Source organism: Actinoplanes regularis, assembly GCF_900188005.1.
GTDB classification, from domain to species: domain Bacteria; phylum Actinomycetota; class Actinomycetes; order Mycobacteriales; family Micromonosporaceae; genus Actinoplanes; species Actinoplanes regularis.
In genome coordinates, this window is the sequence record NZ_FZNR01000002.1 from 583,682 (window position 1) to 604,104 (window position 20,423).

The following is a 20,423-nucleotide window of genomic DNA, read 5'->3' on the forward strand; positions in this document are numbered from 1 at the left end:
CAGATCCACCCACGGGTCAGGCAACCGCCGCGGGACCGAGGATCATCTTGAGGTCGGCACGCAGCGCGGGGGTCGCCGCCACCCGCGCCGCGACGAGCCGCACGACCGTGGTCCGCTTGCCGTTCTGCAGGTGGACGTGCACCTCGGTGTCGCCCGGGTGACTGACCAGGATGTCCTTGAGCTCGTCCACCAGCGGCGGGGTGACCCGGGTGATCGGCATGGTCAGGACCACCGGTTTACTGTCCGGGTTGTGTGATATGTCCGGTATGGACATGTCCATCGCCATGATCCGCGGGGTGTCGTCGCGCCGGTCCACCCGGCCCTTGACCACCACGATCGCGTCCTCGGCGATGTACTGCCCGATCACCTCGTACGTGTTCGGGAAGAAGAGCGTCTCGACACCGCCGGCAAGATCCTCGACGGTGGCCGAGGCCCACGCCCGGCCCTGCTTGGTGATCCGGCGCTGCACCCCGGTGAGGATGCCGGCGATCGTGACCACCTGGCCGTCCTGAACCGCGCCCTCCTCGTTCAGCGCGGCGATGCTGGTGTCCGCGTTGCTCTGCAGCACCTGCTCCAGGCCGGCGAGCGGATGGTCGGAGACGTAGAGGCCGAGCATCTCCCGCTCGAAGACAAGCTTGTCCCGCTTGTCCCACTCGTCGTCGCCGATGGTCGGCATCGCCACCGTGGCGGACGGAGCGCCCTCGGTGTCACCGAACGCGCCGAACAGGTCGAACTGGCCGGCCGCCTCGTTCCGCTTGACCCCGGCGTACGCGTCGATCGCCTCGGCGTGCACGGCCAGCAGGCCCTTGCGGCTGTGCCCCATCGAGTCGAACGCGCCCGCCTTGATCAGCGACTCGATGGTCCGCTTGTTGCAGGCCACCGCGTCCACCTTCGACAGGAAGTCGTAGAACTCGGTGTACTCGCCCTTCTCCTTGCGGCAGCGAGCGATCGCCTCCACCACGTTGCCGCCGACGTTGCGGACCGCGCCGAGACCGAACCGGATGTCCTTGCCGACCGGGGTGAACGGGCCGGCCGACTGGTTCACGTCCGGCGGCAGCACCTGGATGCCCATCCGCCGGCACTCGGCCAGGTAGACGGCCATCTTGTCCTTGTCGTCGCCGACGCTGGTCAGCAGGCCGGCCATGTACTCGGCCGGGTAGTGCGCCTTCAGGTACGCCGTCCAGTAGGAGACCAGGCCGTACGCCGCGGAGTGCGCCTTGTTGAACGCGTACCCCGCGAACGGGACCAGCACGTCCCACACCGCCTGGATCGCCTCGTCGGAGTACCCGTGCTCGCGGCAGCCGTCGCGGAACGGGATGAACTCCTTGTCGAGGATCTCCTTCTTCTTCTTACCCATCGCCCGGCGCAGCAGGTCGGCCTGGCCGAGCGAGTAACCGGCGAGGATCTGCGCGGCGCGCTGCACCTGCTCCTGGTAGACGATCAGGCCGTACGTCGGCTCCAGGATCTCCCGCAGCGGCTCCTCCAGCTCCGGGTGGATCGGGGTGATCTCCTGGAGCTTGTTCTTGCGCAGCGCGTAGTTGGTGTGCGAGTCGACGCCCATCGGACCGGGCCGGTACAGCGCCAGGACGGCGGAGATGTCCTCGAAGTTGTCCGGCTTCATCAGCCGCAGCAGCGACCGCATCGGCCCGCCGTCGAGCTGGAACACGCCCAGCGTGTCACCGCGGGCCAGCAGGTCGTACGCACCCTGGTCGTCCAGCGGCAGGGCCAGCAGGTCCAGCGGCTTGCCGTGGTTGATCTCGATGTTCTTGTTCGCGTCGTCGATGATCGTCAGGTTCCGCAGGCCCAGGAAGTCCATCTTCAGCAGGCCGAGCGTCTCGCAGGTCGGATAGTCGAACTGCGTGATGATCACGCCGTCGGCGGCCCGGCGCATCAGCGGGATGTGGTCGATGATCGGCTCGGCGGACATGATCACGCCGGCCGCGTGCACACCGGTCTGCCGGATCAGGCCCTCGATCCCCTGCGCGGTGTCGATCACCTTCTTGACGTCCGGGTCCGTCTCGTAGAGGGAGCGGATCTCACCGGCCTCGCTGTAGCGCTTGTGCTCCTTGTCGAAGATTCCGGAGAGCGGGATGCCCTTGCCCATCACGTCCGGCGGCATGGCCTTGGTGATCCGGTCGCCGACCGCGAACGGGTAACCGAGCACCCGGGCCGAGTCCTTGATCGCGGCCTTCGCCTTGATCGTGCCGAACGTGGCGATCTGGGCGACCCGGTCGTCGCCCCACTTCTCCGTCACGTACCGGATGACCTCACCGCGCCGACGCTCGTCGAAGTCGATGTCGACATCGGGCATCGAGACCCGCTCGGGGTTGAGGAACCGTTCGAAGATCAGCCCGTGCGGCAGCGGGTCCAGGTCGGTGATGCCCATGGCGTACGCGATCAGGGAGCCGGCGGCGGAGCCACGGCCCGGGCCGACCGCGATGCCGTTGTTCTTCGCCCACTGGATGAAGTCGGCGACCACGAGGAAGTACGCCGGGAAGCCCATCTCGATGATCACGCCGAGCTCGTATTCGGCCTGGGTGACGTGCGTGTCCGGGATCCCGCCGGGGAAGCGCTTGCGCAGGCCCTCGTACGCGACGTGCCGGAAGTACTCCTCCTCGGAGAAGCCGTCCGGGATCGGGAACCGGGGCATCAGGTTCTTGAACGTGAACATCCCGTCGATGTCCACCTTCTCCGCCACCAGCAGCGTGTTGCGGCAGCCCTCCTGCCAGGGCTCGGAGGAGTCGACGGCGCGCATCTGCTCGGCCGACTTCACGAAGTAGCCGTTGCCGTCGAACCGGAACCGGTTCGGGTCGGCGATGTTGCTGCCGGTCTGCACGCAGAGCAGCACGTCGTGCGCCTCTGCCTGCGCCTCGTAGGTGTAGTGCGAGTCGTTTGTGACCAGCGGCGGGATGCCCAGCTTCTTGCCGATCTCCAGCAGGCCGTCGCGGACCCGCTTCTCGATCGACAGGCCGTGGTCCATGATCTCGAGGAAGTAGTGGTCCTTCCCGAGCGCTTCCTGGTACATCGCGGCGGACTTCAACGCCTCGTCGAACTGGCCCAGGCGCAGCCGGGTCTGCACGGCCCCGGACGGGCAGCCGGTGGTGCCCATGATGCCCTCGGCGTGCTCCGCGATGATGTCGAAATCCATCCGCGGGTACTTGCCGAGCTGGCCCTCGATGGAGGCCCGCGAGTTGAGCCGGAACAGGTTCTTCAGGCCGACCGCGTTGCGCGCCCACATGGTCATGTGGGTATACGCACCGTTACCGGAGACGTCGTCGCTCTTCTGCTCCGGGCGGCCCCACTTGATCCGGCTCTTGTTCAGCCGGGAGTCGGGCGCGACGTAGGCCTCGACGCCGATCAGCGGGGTGATGCCGGCGTCTTTTGACTGCTTGTACATCTCGTAGGCGCCGTGCATGTTGCCGTGGTCGGTGATCGCCGCGGCCGGCATGCCGAGCCGTTTCGCCTCGCCGATGAGCTCTTTGACCCGGGCCGCTCCGTCGAGCATTGAATACTCGGTGTGAACGTGCAGATGCACGAACGAGTCGGACACCCGGGACCCCCTCTTCGTTTGGCGACGCCCCGAAATCCTAGCGCTTCTCTACTCCGCGAACGGCTCCAGCATCGTCGACGCGGCCCGCAGCCACGCCTGCCGAGTCTCCGTCTGAAGGTCCCCGTACTCGATCGAGGAACCCACCTCGAGCGCCGGGTCGTAGGGCACCACCGCGACCGCTCGGGTGCGCGTCGCGAAGTGCTTCTTGAAGTCCTCCAGCAGCGGCAGCTGGCCCGGCGAGGGGCAGGAGATCAGCGTCACGGCGTTCGACACCATCTCGCCCATCCCGCTCTCCTCGAGCACGTCCAGCATCCAGTCCGCGGTGAACGCGGCGTCCTCCCGGGGCACCGTGGTGATCACCAGCTGGTCGGCCGCCCGCATGACCGTCTGCCAGTTGACGCTCTCCACGTTGTTGCCGGTGTCCACACAGATCACGTCGTGAGTGCGGCGCAGCAGGTCCGTCACCCGGCGCACGGTGCCCTGGTCCAGCCGCTGGGCGAAGCGCGGGTTCTCCTCACCGGCCAGCACGTCGTACGACCCGTCGGAGGCGTGCCGCAGGTACGCGTCGAGCTCCTGCAACAGCGCCTCACCGTGCAGGTTCTCGATCCGCATCAGGTCGGCCAGCAGGTGCTTGATGGTCCGCGCGTGCCGGGCGCTGCCGGCCCGCAGGCCGAGCGTGCCACGCAGCTCGTTGTCGTCCCAGGCGATCACGCCGCGGCCGCGGACGCTGCCGATGGTCGCCGCGGCCAGCACGGTCGCGGTGGTCTTGTGCACGCCGCCCTTGGGGTTGGCGAAGGCCAGCACCCGGGGCTGCCCGAGCTTGCGCCGCATCACCGCGACGGCCCGGTCCATCCCGTCCTCGGCCTGGGTCTGCCGCCACTCGATCCGGGCACCGGGCGGTGACGACGGCGCGACCGGGCTCTGCTGGGGGCGCGGCGGGGCCGGCGGCGGCGAGACGGGGCGCGGGGCCGCCGGTTGGGGCGCGGCCGGCCGGGGAGCGATCGGCGGCGCGACCGGCGGAGCGTACGCCTGCGGGTAGGCCGGCTGCGACGGATAGCCGTTGGGCTGCGGCGGCGCCGGTGCCGGCATCGGCGGCGGATAGCCGGGTGCGGGCGGGTAGGCACCCCGGGACGGCGGCTGCGCGGCCGGCGGCTGCGGCGCACGCGGCGCCGGCTCGAAGAAGTTGTGCGGTTGCCCCTGCTGGTCGGGGCGGGCCTGCCAGCGCGGGTCGAGCGGGTTGACCGGGCGCTGCGGCATCGGCCGCTGCGCCTCACCACCACCCGGCTGCCGCGGATCGCGCTGCCCGTCGAAACCCCGGCTGTCCAGCGGATTCACCGGCCGGGCCGACCCGCGGGTCGGTGCCGCCTGCTGGCCCCACTGCTGCGGAACCGCGGCCTGCTCCGGCTTCGGCTCCTCCGCGGGCTCTTCGGCGCGGTGACCATGCCGGGCCCGGTCGAGCAGGGCTCGCCAGCGCGGGGCTGGTTCCGCAGGCCGGCCCCAGCCGGTCTCGGTCCCGTCCACGGCGTGTCCTTTCTGCGCCTACCCGACGTCGTTCTCCGGCGAGGGTGTCTCGCCATGACAGGCTACGGATGAGAACCCTATTCGGGCCACCGACCGAGCGCCCATTCCCATGTCGTTCTTGATCACATGGCGGCACGCCGGTCGTGCACGTGCATCCACCCGAACGTCCTGTGAAACGGAAAAACTAGCGTCCAGGTTCGGCGCCGGACACGCCAGAAGACCCGTCGGACGGGTCGCGAGCTGCGCTCATCTCCGCTTCCGAGGGTACGCCAAGCGGCTCCGACAACGAGGAGGCGGCAGTCGATGACGCCGGCTCACCGCCATCGGGTGAGTCGGAAGTCACAGCGATTCCGATCGACGACGGTAACCGTGCCGGGGACCCGCTGGCAACGTCCGGCACCACGGTTGGCACAGGTCTCGTGGACGGCTCGGCGGTGACCGTGCCGTTCTCCTCCGGCAGCGGCGGACGGAACTCGGTGCGGTTCAGGCTCCGCACCTCGGGCGCCGGATCGACGGCCCGGACCCCGGGCTGCGACGCGATGCCGGCGAGCACCCCGGGAGCGGCCCGGACCACGGCCGCGAAGACGCAGGAACACCCCGTCCGGTACGCCGTGGCCTCGAGCGCCGCGATCCGGGCGGCGTTCCCGTACGTCTGCCGCAGTCGCTGCTCACGCTGACCCTCGCCGGTCAGCGACCGTTCCAGCCGCTGATAGTCGGCCTGCTCCCGATCACGGACCAGGGCCGCGTCGAGCATGCCGGCGGTCACGTCGCCGGGCATCGAGTAGACCGGGATCAGCGACACCTGGGTCCGCGTGTCCGTCAGCGGCACCCGGGCGTACGCCTGGGCCGCCACCGCACCGCTCAGCAGCGTCGGCAGCTGTCCCGGAGCCACGTAGTCGCGCAGGCTGACCAGCGCCCAGGTGTCCCCGGCGATCGGGCTGGCCGGATCGGTCAGCATGTCCAGCTCACGCCGCGAGGCGTCGAGGTAACCGCCGACCGACTGGCCCTCGATCACCCCGACCCGCACCACGTCGCCCGGGTCCTCGCCGGCCGGGCCGCCGGGCCGGCCGGCCCAGACCACGGCCAGCACGAGCGTGGCGACAGCGACCAGGACCAGTCCGGTCGTCACCTGTAACCGGAGCGAACCGCCCCCGAACCTGACGAGGACCGCTCGCAGACGAGGCGCGGGGCCCACGGTCTTCTCCCGAGATCAGCCGGTCAGCCGGCGTCCTGCAGGACGTCCAGCGCGAATTTCAGGTCGTCAGGGTAGTCGCTGACGAAGCGGACCTCATCATGCGTCCGGGGGTGGACGAAGGCCAGTTCCCGGGCGTGCAGCCACTGCCGGTTCAGCTTCAGCCGCGCCGCCAGGGTGGGATCCGCACCGTACGTGAGGTCGCCGACGCAGGGGTGCCGCAGCGCCGAGAAGTGCACCCGGATCTGGTGGGTGCGCCCGGTCTCCAGCTTCACGTCGACCAGACTGGCGGCGCGGAACGCCTCCAGCGTGTCGTAATGGGTGACGCTCGGCTTGCCCTCGGACATCACCGCGAACTTGTAGTCGGCCGTCGGGTGCCGGTCGATCGGCGCGTCGATCGTGCCCCGCAGCGGGTCCAGGTGTCCCTGCACCACGGCGTGGTAGCGCTTCTCCACCTCGCGCTCCTTGAAGGCCCGCTTCAGCACGCTGTACGCCATCTCGGACTTGGCCACCACCATCAGGCCGGTGGTGCCGACGTCGAGGCGGTGCACGATGCCCTGCCGCTCGGCGGCGCCGCTGGTGGCCACGTTCTGGCCCATCGCGGCCAGGCCGCTGACCACGGTCGGGCCGGTCCAGCCGGGGCTGGGGTGGGCGGCCACGCCGACCGGCTTGTCCACCACCACGATGTCGTCATCGCTGTAGATCACGGACATCCCGTGCACCGGCTCGGCGACCAGGACCGGTGCGGTCACCGGGGCCGGCAGCGTCACCTCGAGCCACGATCCCGCGGCGACCTTGTCCGACTTCGGCCGGGGAATGCCGTCGACCAGCGCGTCACCGGCCTCGACCAGGGTCGCCGCCGCCGTCCGGGAGAGCCCGAACAGCCGGGACACGGCCTGGTCCAGCCGCATCCCGTCCAGCCCATCCGGCACCGGAAGAGAACGTGTGCCGCTCATGCCGCCACCTCCGCTTCGCTCCAGCGCCGGCATGAGCCAACAACTGAGCCAGCTAATTCGCTCGCAAGCTCGCTCATTGCCGCCACCTCCGCTTCGCTCCGGCGCCGGCATGAGCCAACAACTGAGCTGATTGATTCGCTCGCAAGCTCGCTCATGCTTTATCCCCCGCCTCGGCCGCTTCGGCCTTCTTGCTCTTGAGCCGGCTGCCGTCCCGCTGCCGGCCGGTCAGCTCCAGGAGCACCGCCAGACAGACACCGACGGTCAGGCAGCTGTCCGCGATATTGAAGACCGCAAATTTCTCGCCGTACGGCGCGAACGCGCTGATCATGTCGACCACGTGGCCCTGGAACGGGCCGGGCGCGCGGAACAGCCGGTCGGTCAGGTTACCCAGCGCCCCGCCCAGCACGAGCCCGAGCGCGACCGCCCACGGCGCCGAGCGCAGCTTCGTCGCCATCCAGCCGATCCAGCCGACGACCACCAGCGTGATCACCGGGAAGACCCAGGTGTGGTCGCTGCCGAAGCTGAACGCCGCCCCGCTGTTGCGCAGCAGCGAGAGATAGATCAGGCCACCGAGGATCCGGACCGGTTCGTTCGGGTCGAGATGCTCGGTGGAGAGGTACTTCACCCACTGGTCGAGCGCCAGCGCGATCAACCCGGTGGCGATCAGCACCACCACGGCGCGCGGGGCCGACCCGAAGGCTTTGTCGGCGTTCAGCGTCTTTCCTCCAGTTGCTTGCAAGAGACACAGAGAGTCGCGGACGGGAAGGCGGCCAGACGCTCCACCGGGATCTGGTCACCACACCGCTCGCACCAACCGTAGTTGCCCTGCCCGAGCCGGTCGATGGCGTGTTCCACCTGTGTGATCCGCTCGAGCAGGTTGTTGGCCAGCGTGATCTCCTGCTCCCGCTCGAGCGTCTTGGTGCCGGTGTCGGCCTGGTCGTCCCCGGCCGAGTCGGCGAGCCGCTCGCGCGAGAGCTCGGTGATCGCACTGAGCGCCTGATCGTACTCGGCCTGCAACTCGGTCAGCCGCGTCACCAGAGCTTCCCTGATCCGCTCGGTCTCGACCGTGGGGCGGTTCCGCTCGTTGGCGGCCCCACCGCTCGAAGCGGGCCGGATGTCAGCTGCCTTGGCCATCGTCGCTCCCTCGGCCGCGCCCGGCGCGGCGGTCAGCGGTCCTCGAACCCGGCCGGCCGGACCGATCCGCCGGGCTTCTTCCCTCCCCCGTGCCTGCCCGGGGCCGTCACTCTCCGCGCCGGGCTCTCCATCTCTCGTTCCCACCGGGCGGCGCCCGTCGCGCCGGACCGGCCTTCCGTCTCCGTCAGCCCGGGGCCGATCGCTCGCTACCGCCGTAGATCTTGCCCCACCTGCACAAATGGCGCGGCTGGAACGCCGCGCACTGCGGAGGGTGGCAAGGATACGGAACGTGAGATACCTCGACAACCTTGTCGAGGCCTCGTCATCCGACAAACCGGTACGAACGAACCGGCCGCCGATCGGATACCCGACGATACACCGCGAGTAACTCCTGCAACACGAGGTGTCACCCGGTGTCAGCTTCCGGCTCAGGCACCGAGCAGGCGGGCCAGGATCGGCTCCAGGTCCGCGGCCGGGGCGTCGACGGTGAAGACCTTGTCGCGGCTGGTGGCGCCGATCCGCAGGGCCACCTCGGCGGGCCGCACCCCGAGCGCGTCGGCCAGGGCCCGGCGAACCGCCTCGGTCGCCTTCCCGTCCACCGCGGGCGCGCCCACCGCGACGATCAACGCCGGCCCGCGCGGCCCGGCATACCGCCCGCCGACCCGGGTGCGGCCCGCACCGGGTCGGACCCGCACCGGCACCGACACCCCGGAGGGCACTTCCCGTCTGGCCATGGCGCGGTCAGCGCCGGGCGTCGGCGCCGAGCAGCCGGTCGACCGGGCGGCACAGCCCGCACGGGCTGAACCCGAGCTCGACCGCCTCCGCGGCGGGCAGCGGCTCGGTGATCCGGCCGACCAGGTGCGGGCAGTCGGCCACGTGGTACCGCGGCCGCCCGTCCACCACCAGCACCTCGATGTCCAGGCGAGCCACCCGGACGGCATCGGCCGGCCGGACCGCCTGCGGCAGCGGCTCGTCGTCCGGATCGTCCGCGTCCGGCTCGCCGAACCCGTCGCCCAGCGAGGAGTCCCCGGCGTCGGCGACCGGCGAACCGTGCCCGGGGAGACTCTGGCCCAAGCCGGCCGCGGCGGCCGGTTCGGCGGCGACCGGGCCACGCCAGGACTGGTCGTCGGCCTCGGCCGCGGCGGTGGTCGGGCGGCGCCAGGACTGGTCATCGGCCTCGCTGCCGCGGGCCTCGCCGATCGCCGACGAGGCGGCCTGATGGTCCGCCGTCGAGCCGGGCGATTCGACGGATTCGTCCGTCAGGTGTGTTCCCGCGGCTGGCGCACCGGGAGACCGCGAGGGATCCGCCGGGACACTTTGATCCACTGTCGGGCGCTCGTCGTACGCCCGATCGGCGTAGGCGCCGGAGAAGTCGTCCTGGCCGGTCCGGCCCGTCGCGGTGGAGAACTCGGCGGGCCCGGGAGAGCCGGCGGAGTCCGACTCGCCGAGGTACCCGGAATCGCCTGCGAACGGGGCGTCGGCCGGGAAAGAATCATGGGCATCGGAGGGCGCCGCCGAGGTGCGGCGCGGGGCGGGGCCCGAGGATGGGGTCTCGTCCAGCGGGTCGGGCGGGTCCTGCGGCTCGGGGTGACGGGCCGCGGCGCTCTGACGCCAGCCGATGACGAGGACGACCGCAGCGAGAAGACTGGCCACGATCGATGCGATGAGAAGACTGCTCGACCCGCGGACCAGGCCGATCACGAGGCACACCACCGCGACGAGGATGAGCGGGAAACTGGAAGCAATCATGGCTCATCCTCGTCGAGGGTGCGGGGGGCTCTGGTCAGCGGCCCGTTTCGATGGCGTTCGAGCGGCTGCCGTACGACCCGGCCAGGCCGGCCGCGGCGAGACCACCGGAGCCACCGACCGAGCGGCTCGCGTCGGCCCGGGCCATCTCGGCCTCCAGGCCCTGGCCCCGGCCATCGAGGTCGCGCAGCTGGCTCTCCAGGTACGCCTTCAGCCGGGTGCGGTACTCCCGCTCGAACTGCTTCAGCTCCTCGATGTGCTTCTGCAGCGCGGTCCGCTTGGCGTCCAGGCCGCCCATGGCCTCCTGGTGCCGCTGGCGCGCGTCGCGCTCGAGCGCGTCGGCCTTGGCCCGCGCCTCACGGGTGACCTCCTCCGCCTTGGAACGGGCGTCGGAGAGCAGCTTGTCGGCCTCGCGGCGAGCGTCGGACACGTGGTCGTCGGCGGTGCGCTGGGCCATCATCAGCACCCGGAGAGCCTGCTGCTCGCCATCGGCGCCGGCGGGACCGGCACCCGGGCCGGGGCCCTGGGCGCGCACCTGCTCCAGCTCGGCCTGCATCTGCCGGGCCGCCTGCTCGGCCGCCGTCTTGTCCCGCTGCACGCGGTCGAGCTGGGCCTTCATGTCGTTGAGCTCGGCAGCGAGGCGGGGGTCAGCACTCGGGCCGGCTGGCGCGCCACCCCGACCGCCGCGCTCCACCTGGGCACGGAGCTCGTTGTTCTCCTCGATCAGACGGGCGAGTTCACGCTCGACCTCGTCCAGGAAGGCGTCGACCTCCTCCTCGTCATACCCCCGCTTGCCGATCGGGGGCTTCTTGAAGGCGACGTTATGCACGTCGGCCGGGGTCAGCGGCATCGAAACTCCTCGGGTCAGTCGCGGCCGCGGTTGGGGCTGCTGTCTAGTGGATCAGCCGGTATAACACGAACCTCATAAGCACGAACAGGATAACCAGCAGCACGATGGAAGCCAGGTCCAAACTCACGTTACCAATGCGGAGCGGTGGGATCACACGCCTCAACGCCTTGAGAGGTGGATCCGTGACGCTCCACACGGACTCGAGTGCGGCTGACGCTCCCCTGCCCGGCTGCCATCGGCGTCCGTACTGGAGCACTGCGCTCATGACGAACCTGCTGAACAACACCAGAATGAAGAGGTACACCAACAGATAGAGAATCTGGAACACGATCGATAGCACGTCGGGCGGATCCCTCGTTCGGGGTCAACTCTGGGCGAAGAACCCACCCTCGGCGATCTTGGCCTTGTCCTCCGCGGTGACCTGGACATTAGCCGGTGAGAGCAGGAAAACCCGGTTGGTAACGCGCTCGATCGTACCCCGGAGGCCGAAGGCCAGCCCGGCAGCGAAATCCACCAGTCGGCGGGCGTCGGACTCATCCATCTCGGTGAGATTGATGATCACCGGTACGCCGTCCCGGAAGTGCTCGCCGATCGTCCGGGCCTCCCGGTACGTGGTCGGGTGCAGCGTGGTGATCTGATACCGCTGCTCGTCCTCCATCGGACGGTGCTGCACGTGCGGCTGGTGGGCCGGCGGCTGCGGGGCGAGCGCGAGGTTCTCCCGGGTGGAGTAGGTCAGCGCCGAGGGCTGCTCCGGCGCCACCGAGGGGCGCGTGATGGAACGGACACTGGCCCGCTCGATCCGGTCCTCGTCGTCCCGGTCCAGTTCGGCGCGCACCGAGGAGGCGCGCTCACTGAGCCGGCTGGAGCGCTCGGACCGGTCCCGCTCGGAGCGCAGCCGCGGCGCCGGGCGCTCCTCCTCGACCTCGTCGTCGTCGAAGCCCTCGGAGTATCGGTCGGCGGTGGAGTAGCGGTGGTCACGGTCGTGGTCCCGACCGCTGCGCGACGACCGGTAGGAGCGCTCCTGGTAGCCACGCTCGTCGTAGTCGCGGTCGTCCTCCTCCTCGGCCAGCCCCAGCCAGACGGCCGCCTTGCGGAAAGTACTCATGCCCCACCTCCGTCCGCTCTTGCGGCCCGCGCCCCCTCATGGCGTGCCGCGTCCCCCCTGGCTAGCCGGACACCGGGTCCGATCCGGACCTGTGACCCGCTGCGACGCTGCGTCGTCGGACGCAACGGCCGCCGTCGGAGACGCGTCGCGTAAAACAACACCTGTGTAGTTTGCTGCCCGCCGCAAGGCTACCGCAGCGAGTTTCGCATCCCGAGTAAAGATGTACCGATCCGCACGTGTGTCGCCCCGTGCCGGATCGCGGCCTCCAGGTCGCCGCTCATCCCCGCCGAAACGGTCGTCGCACTGGGCTGCGCGGACCGCAGCTGACCAGCCAATTCGGCCAGTCGCGCGAACGCGTCGCCGGGATCCTGGCCGAGCGGGGCCACGGCCATCACGCCGCCCAGCCGCAGTCCGTCCGATGAGGCCACCGCGTCGGATACCCGCCAGAGATCGTCGCCGACCACTCCGCCGCGCTCCGGGTCACCGTCCAGGCTCACCTGGACCAGCACCTCGAGCGGCTCGTCGCGGACCGCCACAGCGGCCCGGTCCAGCGCCGCGACCAGGCGCACCGAATCCACCGACTCGACCACATCCGCGTACGCGGCAACCGATTTGGCCTTGTTGCGCTGCAACTGCCCGACGAAATGCCAGCGCAGGCGCGCACCCGCGGCACGCGCCTGGGCGGCCTTGCCGGCCGCCTCCTGGTCCTTGTTCTCCCCGACGTCGGTGACGCCGAGACCGGCGAGCAACAGCACGTCGCTCGCCGGGTACGTCTTGGTCACCGCGGTCAGGGTGACCGCTTCGGCCGGCCGGCCGGCCGCCACACAGGCGCGCGAGATCCGCTCGCGCACCTGCTGAAGATTGGCGGCGAGCTCGGCCCGCCGCCTGTCGTCACTCACCATGGGTCGCGGTCAGGAACCGTTCTTCAGGAAGTCCGGCACGTCGACGTCGTCGAAGAGCACGTGCTTGCGCGGCGCCGGCGTGGCCGGGCTGACCGCCGGTGTGGCCGGGTTGATCGCCGGCACCGGGACCGACGGGTTGACCGGCGGGGCCGGCGGGTTGTTCTGCTTGCGCACCGGCTCGGCCGGCTTGTACGAGGGCGTCCCGCCGTCGAACCCGGCCGCGATCACGGTCACCCGCACCTCGTCACCGAGCGCGTCGTCGATCACCGCGCCGAAGATGATGTTCGCGTCCGGGTGCGCCGCGTCCGTGACCAGCTGCGCCGCGTCGTTGATCTCGAACAGGCCGAGGTCGGAACCGCCGGCGATGGAGAGCAGCACGCCGCGCGCGCCGTCCATGCTCTGCTCCAGCAGCGGGCTGGAGATGGCCCGCTCGGCGGCCTCGACGGCGCGGTTGTCGCCACGCGCGCTGCCGATGCCCATGAGCGCGCTGCCGGCGTTGCTCATCACGCTCTTGACGTCGGCGAAGTCCAGGTTGATCAGACCCGGGGTGGTGATCAGGTCGGTGATCCCCTGGACACCGGAGAGCAGCACCTGGTCGGCCTGGCGGAACGCGTCCATCATGCTGATGCCGCGGTCGCCGAGCGCCAGCAGCCGATCGTTCGGGATCACGATCAGCGTGTCGCACTGGTTGCGCAGCTCGTCGATGCCGGCCTCGGCCTGGACCTGGCGCCGCTTGCCCTCGAAGGAGAACGGGCGGGTGACCACGCCGATGGTCAGCGCGCCCAGCTTGCGGGCGATGTTCGCCACCACGGGGGCGCCGCCGGTACCGGTGCCGCCGCCCTCGCCGCAGGTCACGAAGACCATGTCGGCGCCCTTGAGCACCTCCTCGATCTCGTCGCGGTGGTCCTCGGCGGCGCTCTTGCCGACCTCGGGCTGGGCGCCGGCGCCGAGGCCGCGGGTGAGCTCCCGGCCGACGTCCAGTTTGACGTCGGCGTCGCTCATCAGCAGGGCCTGGGCATCGGTGTTGATCGCGATGAACTCGACGCCCTTGAGCCCAACCTCGATCATGCGGTTCACGGCGTTCACGCCGCCGCCGCCGATACCTACGACCTTGATGACCGCAAGGTAGTTGTGTGGAGGTGTCATCGGGCTCAGCCTTCCCTTCCGGGGTTGGCGGATGTCGAGGGCCCCTGCGGTTCCGGTCGGGATCCGCACTTCGACATCCACTGCCGTACAAGGGAGGGCGAGGAAACCCTCACCCTCTACTAGAGGTAGAGGGTTATGTCAACCACTCAAACCTCTCGACGCAACGTATGCGGACATCGGGCCACGACCAAAGAACTCGAGCGGCGTGTCGCGCCCGCTTACGAGGCGAGAATGCGACTCACCCGTAACCTTGACGCTAATATTCCGTTCGTACGTGTTTGTCTGTTTAGCTGGCTGGCTATCGAATGGTCACGACCGTCGGCGCGCTGACGTCGATCTCCCGGCCCTCGCGCCGCAGCAGCGCGGTGGCCACCTTGCTCTTCTGATCGCTCTGGGTGTCGTCACCCCAGATCACCACGCGCTCCTTGCGCAGCTCCAACTTGATCGACACCGGCGAGATCACCGAGATCGCGACCAGTTGCTCGCGCAGGTCGTCGCTGAGCGCCGCGAGCACGGTCAGCGCCGACCCGGTGTTCGAGTCGGCCGGCCCGGGCGACTGGAGCCGGGCCAGCGGCAGGCCGGCCGGCGGCGCGGCGACCGTCCGGAACGGCACCCCGTCGTCGTCGATCAGGGTGTACTGCCCGCCGGCGGTCGGCACCGCCGCGACCGCGACCCGCTCGACCACCTCGATCCGCAGGGTGGACGGCCAGGCACGGCTGACCACCACCTTGTCGACCGCGCTCAGGCCGCGCACCCGGGCGCTGACCTCGTCCAAGTCGACCCGGGCCAGCGGGCGCTCGGCCGGTACCGCGGCCGCGGCCCGCACCTGCTCCGGATCGAGCACCTGGACGCCGACCACCTCGACGGTCCGCACACCGAGCACCGAGGTGCCGTAGACCAGCCAGATCAGGCCACCGGCGAGCAGCAGCACGCCGATGCCGGCCAGCCAGGGCAGGGCGGCCCGCAGCCGCCGTTGCCGGGCGCGGGCCATGAACCGGCGTGCGGACGGCGGCACCGCGTCGGTGTCGGCCCGGACCAGGCGCCAGTTACGCGTGCCCCCGCCCGCCACGGATCAGCCCGCTAGACCCGGCTGGAGGTCGGCCTCGGCGAGCGCGGCCAGCAACTCGTCGCCCATCAGCGAGATCGGCGGCGCGCCCATGGTCACCACCACGTCGCCGGGACGGCTGCGGCGGACCACCTCGGCCGGCACGTCCTCCCAGTCCGGGACGAAGATCTTGCGGTCGGCGGGCACGTCGACCGCGGCGGTCAGGGCGAGACCGCCCTCGCCCGGCCCACGGGTCTCCCCCGGGCCGAACACCTCCATCACGATCACCTGGTCCGCGACCGCCAGCCCTTCGGCCAGTTCGGCCTGCAGGTCCCGGGTGCGGTACACCCGGTACGGCTGGAACACCACGATCAGCCGGCCCTCACCGGCCACCTCGCGCAGCGTGCGCAGCGCCGCCAGCACCGAGGTCGGGTGGTAGGCGTACTCGTCGTAGACCCGGACACCGGCCGCGATGCCCTTGCGCTCGAACCGGCGGCGGACGCCGGGGAACGACTCCAGCGCCTCGACGATCTTCTGCAGCGGCAGGCCCAGCTTGAGCGCGGTGAGCACGGTCGCGGCGCTGTTCAGGCCCATGTGCTTGCCGGGCAGCGCGAGCTTGAACTCGCCCAGCGACTCCCCGTTCAGCTCGGCCCGGTAGCGGACCCCGCTGACGGTCGAGACCACGTCACTGATCCGCAGGTCGGCGTCCTCGGACTCGCCGTAGGTGTAGACGGTCTTGCCCTTGGCCCGCAGCCCGGCGATCAGTTCCTCGGTGCCCGGCCCGTCCGCGCAGGTCACCACGAAACCGTCGGCCAGCTCGCCGAACTCCAGGAAGCCCGCCTTGAGGGTCTCCAGGTCGCCCCAGTTGTTGAGGTGATCGCCCTCGATGTTCGTGATGATCGCGACGTGCGGGCGGTAGATCAGGAACGAGCGGTCGTGCTCGTCGGCCTCGGCCACGAAGTGCGGGCCGCTGCCGTGGTGCCCGTTGGACCCGGCCGCGGAGAGCTCGCCACCGATCACGAACGACGGGTCCTGACCGGCGTGCTGCAGGATCACCGTCATGATCGAGGTGGTGGTGGTCTTGCCGTGGGTGCCCGCCACCGCGATCGTCTTACGGTTGGTCATCGTCGCGGCGAGCGCCTCCGAGCGGTGCAGCACCCGCAGCCCGCGCCGGCGCGCCTCGGCCATCTCCACGTGATCCTTGGGGATCGCCGTGGAGTAGACGACCGTGTCGACGCCGTCGAGGTTCGAGGCCTCGTGCGCCATGTGCACCGTCCCGCCGAGCGCGCGCAGCGCCGCCAGGGCGGGCCACTCCCGCAACTCGCTGCCGGAGACCGGAACACCCCGGGTCAGCAGGAGCCGGGCCAGGCCGGCCATCCCGACCCCGCCGATCCCGATCAGATGCACACTGCCCAGGTCCTCGGCGGTCATCTCACCGGCTGGCGTCAACTCCGCCGTGTTCACCACTTCACTCCCTCAGTCACCGTGTTCGCGGCCCTCATCGGTCCACTGCCTCCAGAACGAGCGGCCCGCGCCGGGTCCGCCGCCCTCGAAGAGCGAGCGGCCCTCATCGGCCCACTGCTTCCAGAACGAAGCGGAGCAATTGCTCGTCACCGTCGCGGCGCCCGTAAGCGGCGGCCGCGTGACCCATGCCGGCCAGCCGCTGCCGGTCGCGGGCCAGCGGGATGATGTTCCGCTCGATCCATTCCGGGGTCATCTCGCTGTTGTCGACCAGCAGACCGCCGCCCGCCTCGACCACCGGGATCGCGTTGCGCCGCTGTTCCTGGTTGCTGAACGGGTACGGCACGTAGATCGCCGGCATGCCGAGCGCCGTGGTCTCGGCGACCGTGATCGCCCCGCCCCGGCAGAGCATCAGGTCGGCGGCAGCGTATCCGAGCTGCATGTCCGACAGGTAGGGCACGACGACATACGGCACGGGCAGGTCGTTCGGCACGTCGAACGGGTCGTTACGACCACCCTGAACGTGCAGCACCTGGATGCCGGCGTGGGCCAGCCGCTTGGCGGCCGCGGCGACCGCCAGGTTGATCGTCCGAGCACCGGAGGAGCCGCCGGAGACGAAGAGCACCGGCAGGTCCGGGCGCAACCCGAAGTGGTAGAGCGCCTGCGGGCGCAGCGCCGGCCGGTCCATCTGCGTGATCCCGGTCCGCAGCGGCACGCCGACCAGGCGCGCGTTGCGCAGCGACTCGGCCTGCTCCAGCTGGTGCGGGAAGCCGACGGCGATCCGCTTGGTGAACTTCATGCCCATCCGGTTGGCGACCCCGGGCGGCACGTTCACCTCGTGGATCACGATCGGCATCTCGCGGCGCCAGGCGGCCAGGTAGGCCGGCACCGAGACGTAACCACCGAACCCGACCACCACCTCGGCCTGCACCTCGTCGATGATCTCGCCGGCCGCGTGCGCGGACCGGTACATCCGGTCCGGGGTGCGCAGCAGGTCCAGGTTCAGCGATCGGGGCAGCTGGAACGCCGGGATCACCCGCAGGTCGTAGCCGGCCGCCGGGATGAGCTGGTTCTCCATCCCCTTGGGGCTGCCCAGCGTGGTGATCCGGATGTGCGGGAAATGGCGGCGCAACGCATCGGCGAAGGCGAGCAGCGGATAGATGTGTCCGCCGGTGCCTCCCCCGGCGAGCACGACCGACCGCAGCTGAACCATCACCGTCTCCTTCCGCCCCCCGCGCCCACGGGCGCCGTGCCGCCGGCTTGACCGCCCGGTTTCTTCAGGGCAGGCGGACGCGGTTGTCCCGGCCGCCGCTGCGAGGGGAGCGGCGGCAGCGGGGCCCAGACTAGCCGTACCCATCGCGGCGTCGGACGGGCGTTCAGGGCCCGTGCCGCGTCCGGTTCCGCCCGGGCGAAGGAAGCCAGCATGCCGATCCCCGCCATGGCCACGACAAGTGCGCTGCCACCTGCGGAGATGAACGGTAGCGGAAGGCCGGTGATGGGCAACAGCCCGACCACCCCGCCCATGTTGATCACGGCTTGGGCCACCAGCCAGGTGGTGATCGCGGCGGCCGCGAGCCGGCGGAACGGGTCGGCCGAGCGGCGGGCGATCCGGAACCCGGCGTAGGTCAGCACCGCGAACAGCGCCAGCACCACGGTGCAGCCGACCACGCCGAGCTCCTCGGCGACGATCGCGTAGATGAAGTCGTTCTCCGCCTCCGGGACCCAGCCCCACTTCAGGGCGCTCTTGCCCAGGCCGACGCCGAACCAGCCGCCCTCGAAGATCGCCGAGCGACCCTGGACCAGCTGGTAGCAGGTGTCGCTCAGGTCGCACTTGTCCAGCGGGGTGAGGAACGCGGTGAGCCGCTGCACGCGGTAGTTGGTCGCCGCCTCCGCGGAGCCGGAGCCGGCCCCCCGGGACGCCGCGGCGATCAGCAGGCCGATACCGGTCAGCCCGAGCACGCCGAGCGCGCCGAACACCCGCAGCCGCACCCCGGCCGCCCAGAGCAGGCCGACGATCAGCGCCAGCAGTACCAACATGGTGCCCACGTCGTTGTAGCCGACGAGGACGAAGAGCAGGCCGACCACCGGGAAGAGCGGCATCGCCAGCTCCCGCCAGTGCCCCAGGGCCGGGCCCTTGCCGGCGATCACGTCGGCGCCCCACAGCACCAGGCCGAGCTTGGCCAGCTCGGAGGGCTGGACGCTGACGCCGCCGGTGGAGAGCGAGAGCAGGCTGACCGAGATCGGGCCGACATGGGCGATCTTGTTCGGGCCGACGCCCTTGAGCTCGACGACCAGGTTGAGGAAGCAGAGCAGGACGATGGCCACGCCGAGCACGTACTTACCCAGGGCGCGCAGGGTCGGGCCGGGCAGCCGCTGGCAGATCCAGAAGGCGACCAGGCCGAGCAGCGCGTACACGGCCTGGCTGGAGATGGCGGAGAAGGCGTTGCCGTTCGCCGCGTACGCCTTGACGCTGGTCGCCGAGAAGACCATGGTCAGCCCGATCAGCAGGAGCAGACCGGCGCTGGCGATCAGCAGGTAGTACGAGGAGAGAGGTCGGGCCAGCAGCCCGTGCACCGCGGGCAACAGCTGCCGGCTCAGTGACGGGCGGGCTATTCGGGTTCGGTCGTCCGCCATGCCCCCATCATCGTCCGGGTGACACGCCATCGACGCCTAGGCCGATGGCGTGTCGCCCGAGAGTTAGCCCATGACCGCCAGATGGTCGGAGTAGAAGAGACCCAGCCCGATGGCGGCGCAGATGCCGGCGATGATCCAGAACCGCACCACGATGTTGACCTCACTCCAGCCGGCCAGCTCGAAGTGGTGGTGCAGCGGCGACATCCGGAAGACCCGCTTGCCGGTGGTCTTGAACGAGATGACCTGGATCACCAGGGACATCGTGATGATCACGAACAGGCCGCCGATGATCACCGAGAGCAGCGTGGTCCGGGTGGCCACCGCCAGACCGCCGATCAGGCCGCCCAGGCCGAGCGCGCCGGCGTCGCCCATGAAGATCCGGGCCGGGCTGGTGTTCCACCACAGGAAGCCGACCAGGGCGGCCGCCGCGGCCGCCGCGATCATCGCGATCTCCAACGGGTCGCGAACCTGATAGCAGTGCGCCTTGGTGAGCTCGCTGGTCAGCCGGTAGTCGTCGTCACCGCACCAGTGCCGGTACTGCCAGAAGCCGATCAGCGAGTACGCCCCGAGGACCAGGATCGACGCGCCGGTGGCCAGGCCGTCCAGGCCGTCGGTCAGGTTCACGCCGTTGGACATCGCCATGATCACGAAGACGAAGACCATGACCGCGCCGACCTTGCCGACGTCCAGCCAGCTGACATCCCGGATGAACGAGATCTTCTCGCTGGCCACGGTCTCCCCGTTGGTGCTCGGGAAGTAGAGCGCGGCGATGCCGAAGCCGACGCCGGCCAGCAGCTGGCCGAGCAGCTTGCCCTTGGCGCTGAGGCCGTCCGAGTTGCGCTTGCGGACCTTCAGGAGGTCGTCCAGGAAGCCGACCGCGCCACAGAACACGAGCAGGCCGAGCAGCACCAGCGCGGTCATCGTGGGCCGCTCCTGGGCGATCTGCCGCTCCGGCAACGTGGTGAGAGCGACGTGCCCGGCGACGTACGCGAAGACCGTGGCCAGGATGAACGCCACGCCACCCATGGTCGGGGTGCCTCGCTTGCCCAGGTGGGACTGCGGGCCGATGGTCCGGATCGGCTGTCCGGCCTTCAGCGCCGAGAAGACCCTGATGGCGATCGGGGTGCCGAAGAGCGAGATGAGGAAGGCGACCGCGGCCGCGACGATGACTGCCCTCACAG

General features: G+C 70.3%; 17 protein-coding genes and 1 pseudogene. All 18 read right to left on the reverse strand.

Annotation, left to right across the window (positions count from 1 at the left end):
* Positions 1-16 precede the first annotated feature (16 nt).
* The 18 genes and pseudogenes from dnaE to mraY all read right to left on the reverse strand — a co-directional run bounded on the left by dnaE (position 17) and on the right by mraY (position 20,421).
* The gene (dnaE, locus tag CHC09_RS07770) at positions 17-3,550 is read right to left on the reverse strand and encodes a DNA polymerase III subunit alpha (protein WP_089292283.1); all 3,534 of its coding nucleotides are present in this window, start codon (positions 3,548-3,550) and stop codon (positions 17-19) included.
* Between the two features lie 48 nt (positions 3,551-3,598).
* The gene (locus CHC09_RS07775) at positions 3,599-5,071 is read right to left on the reverse strand and encodes a MinD/ParA family ATP-binding protein (RefSeq protein ID WP_089292284.1); all 1,473 of its coding nucleotides are present in this window, start codon (positions 5,069-5,071) and stop codon (positions 3,599-3,601) included.
* 184 nt (positions 5,072-5,255) lie between these two features.
* Complete coding sequence (locus CHC09_RS07780) at positions 5,256-6,200, reverse strand: hypothetical protein (protein ID WP_239138163.1); 945 nt, start codon at positions 6,198-6,200, stop codon at positions 5,256-5,258.
* 89 nt (positions 6,201-6,289) lie between these two features.
* Complete coding sequence (locus tag CHC09_RS07785) at positions 6,290-7,219, reverse strand: RluA family pseudouridine synthase (protein ID WP_089292286.1); 930 nt, start codon at positions 7,217-7,219, stop codon at positions 6,290-6,292.
* Between the two features lie 151 nt (positions 7,220-7,370).
* Positions 7,371-7,958, reverse strand: coding sequence for a signal peptidase II (gene lspA / locus CHC09_RS07790; RefSeq protein ID WP_089292287.1), 588 nt, complete (start codon positions 7,956-7,958; stop codon positions 7,371-7,373).
* Positions 7,931-8,353, reverse strand: coding sequence for a TraR/DksA family transcriptional regulator (locus CHC09_RS07795; protein WP_089292288.1), 423 nt, complete (start codon positions 8,351-8,353; stop codon positions 7,931-7,933). The genes lspA and CHC09_RS07795 overlap by 28 nt, the downstream gene beginning before the upstream one ends.
* 428 nt (positions 8,354-8,781) lie before the next feature.
* Positions 8,782-9,087: a DUF167 domain-containing protein gene (locus CHC09_RS07800; RefSeq protein WP_089292289.1), complete on the reverse strand. Its 306-nt coding sequence runs from the start codon at positions 9,085-9,087 to the stop codon at positions 8,782-8,784.
* An 829-nt stretch (positions 9,088-9,916) separates the two neighbouring features.
* Positions 9,917-10,102, reverse strand: a pseudogene (locus CHC09_RS48805) (hypothetical protein); the annotation flags it as partial.
* A 34-nt stretch (positions 10,103-10,136) separates the two neighbouring features.
* The gene (locus CHC09_RS07810; RefSeq protein ID WP_089292291.1) at positions 10,137-10,949 is read right to left on the reverse strand and encodes a DivIVA domain-containing protein; all 813 of its coding nucleotides are present in this window, start codon (positions 10,947-10,949) and stop codon (positions 10,137-10,139) included.
* 43 nt (positions 10,950-10,992) lie between these two features.
* On the reverse strand, positions 10,993-11,289 hold the full coding sequence (locus tag CHC09_RS07815; RefSeq protein ID WP_089292292.1) for a YggT family protein: 297 nt from the start codon (positions 11,287-11,289) through the stop codon (positions 10,993-10,995).
* A 24-nt stretch (positions 11,290-11,313) separates the two neighbouring features.
* The gene (locus tag CHC09_RS07820) at positions 11,314-12,054 is read right to left on the reverse strand and encodes a cell division protein SepF (protein ID WP_089292293.1); all 741 of its coding nucleotides are present in this window, start codon (positions 12,052-12,054) and stop codon (positions 11,314-11,316) included.
* Positions 12,055-12,242: 188 nt separating this feature from the next.
* The gene (locus CHC09_RS07825; RefSeq protein WP_089292294.1) at positions 12,243-12,956 is read right to left on the reverse strand and encodes a YggS family pyridoxal phosphate-dependent enzyme; all 714 of its coding nucleotides are present in this window, start codon (positions 12,954-12,956) and stop codon (positions 12,243-12,245) included.
* A gap of 9 nt (positions 12,957-12,965) precedes the next feature.
* The gene (ftsZ, locus tag CHC09_RS07830) at positions 12,966-14,102 is read right to left on the reverse strand and encodes a cell division protein FtsZ (protein ID WP_089292295.1); all 1,137 of its coding nucleotides are present in this window, start codon (positions 14,100-14,102) and stop codon (positions 12,966-12,968) included.
* A 298-nt stretch (positions 14,103-14,400) separates the two neighbouring features.
* A complete protein-coding gene (locus CHC09_RS07835; protein ID WP_239138162.1) occupies positions 14,401-15,171 on the reverse strand; it encodes a cell division protein FtsQ/DivIB in 771 nt (256 codons plus the stop codon).
* A gap of 3 nt (positions 15,172-15,174) precedes the next feature.
* The gene (gene murC / locus CHC09_RS07840) at positions 15,175-16,578 is read right to left on the reverse strand and encodes a UDP-N-acetylmuramate--L-alanine ligase (protein WP_239138168.1); all 1,404 of its coding nucleotides are present in this window, start codon (positions 16,576-16,578) and stop codon (positions 15,175-15,177) included.
* Positions 16,579-16,714: 136 nt separating this feature from the next.
* Positions 16,715-17,821, reverse strand: a complete 1,107-nt coding sequence (gene murG, locus CHC09_RS07845; RefSeq protein ID WP_089292296.1) for an undecaprenyldiphospho-muramoylpentapeptide beta-N-acetylglucosaminyltransferase — start codon at positions 17,819-17,821, stop codon at positions 16,715-16,717.
* On the reverse strand, positions 17,821-19,242 hold the full coding sequence (locus CHC09_RS07850; RefSeq protein ID WP_089292297.1) for an FtsW/RodA/SpoVE family cell cycle protein: 1,422 nt from the start codon (positions 19,240-19,242) through the stop codon (positions 17,821-17,823). Before CHC09_RS07850 ends, murG begins: the two co-directional genes overlap by 1 nt.
* A gap of 63 nt (positions 19,243-19,305) precedes the next feature.
* The gene (mraY, locus tag CHC09_RS07855) at positions 19,306-20,421 is read right to left on the reverse strand and encodes a phospho-N-acetylmuramoyl-pentapeptide-transferase (protein ID WP_089292298.1); all 1,116 of its coding nucleotides are present in this window, start codon (positions 20,419-20,421) and stop codon (positions 19,306-19,308) included.
* Between the last annotated feature and the right edge of the window lie 2 nt (positions 20,422-20,423).

What these genes read in the sequence shown, in the direction of transcription:
- CHC09_RS07800 (WP_089292289.1), bottom strand. Translation starts at nt 9,087, where the DNA reads ATGGCCAGACGGGAAGTGCCCTCCGGGGTGTCGGTGCCGGTGCGGGTC.
- ftsZ (WP_089292295.1), bottom strand. Translation starts at nt 14,102, where the DNA reads ATGACACCTCCACACAACTACCTTGCGGTCATCAAGGTCGTAGGTATC.
- CHC09_RS07820 (WP_089292293.1), bottom strand. Translation starts at nt 12,054, where the DNA reads ATGAGTACTTTCCGCAAGGCGGCCGTCTGGCTGGGGCTGGCCGAGGAG.
- CHC09_RS07785 (WP_089292286.1), bottom strand. Translation starts at nt 7,219, where the DNA reads ATGAGCGGCACACGTTCTCTTCCGGTGCCGGATGGGCTGGACGGGATG.
- murC (WP_239138168.1), bottom strand. Translation starts at nt 16,578, where the DNA reads ATGACCGCCGAGGACCTGGGCAGTGTGCATCTGATCGGGATCGGCGGG.
- CHC09_RS07795 (WP_089292288.1), bottom strand. Translation starts at nt 8,353, where the DNA reads ATGGCCAAGGCAGCTGACATCCGGCCCGCTTCGAGCGGTGGGGCCGCC.
- CHC09_RS07825 (WP_089292294.1), bottom strand. Translation starts at nt 12,956, where the DNA reads ATGGTGAGTGACGACAGGCGGCGGGCCGAGCTCGCCGCCAATCTTCAG.
- murG (WP_089292296.1), bottom strand. Translation starts at nt 17,821, where the DNA reads ATGGTTCAGCTGCGGTCGGTCGTGCTCGCCGGGGGAGGCACCGGCGGA.
- CHC09_RS07850 (WP_089292297.1), bottom strand. Translation starts at nt 19,242, where the DNA reads ATGGCGGACGACCGAACCCGAATAGCCCGCCCGTCACTGAGCCGGCAG.
- CHC09_RS07810 (WP_089292291.1), bottom strand. Translation starts at nt 10,949, where the DNA reads ATGCCGCTGACCCCGGCCGACGTGCATAACGTCGCCTTCAAGAAGCCC.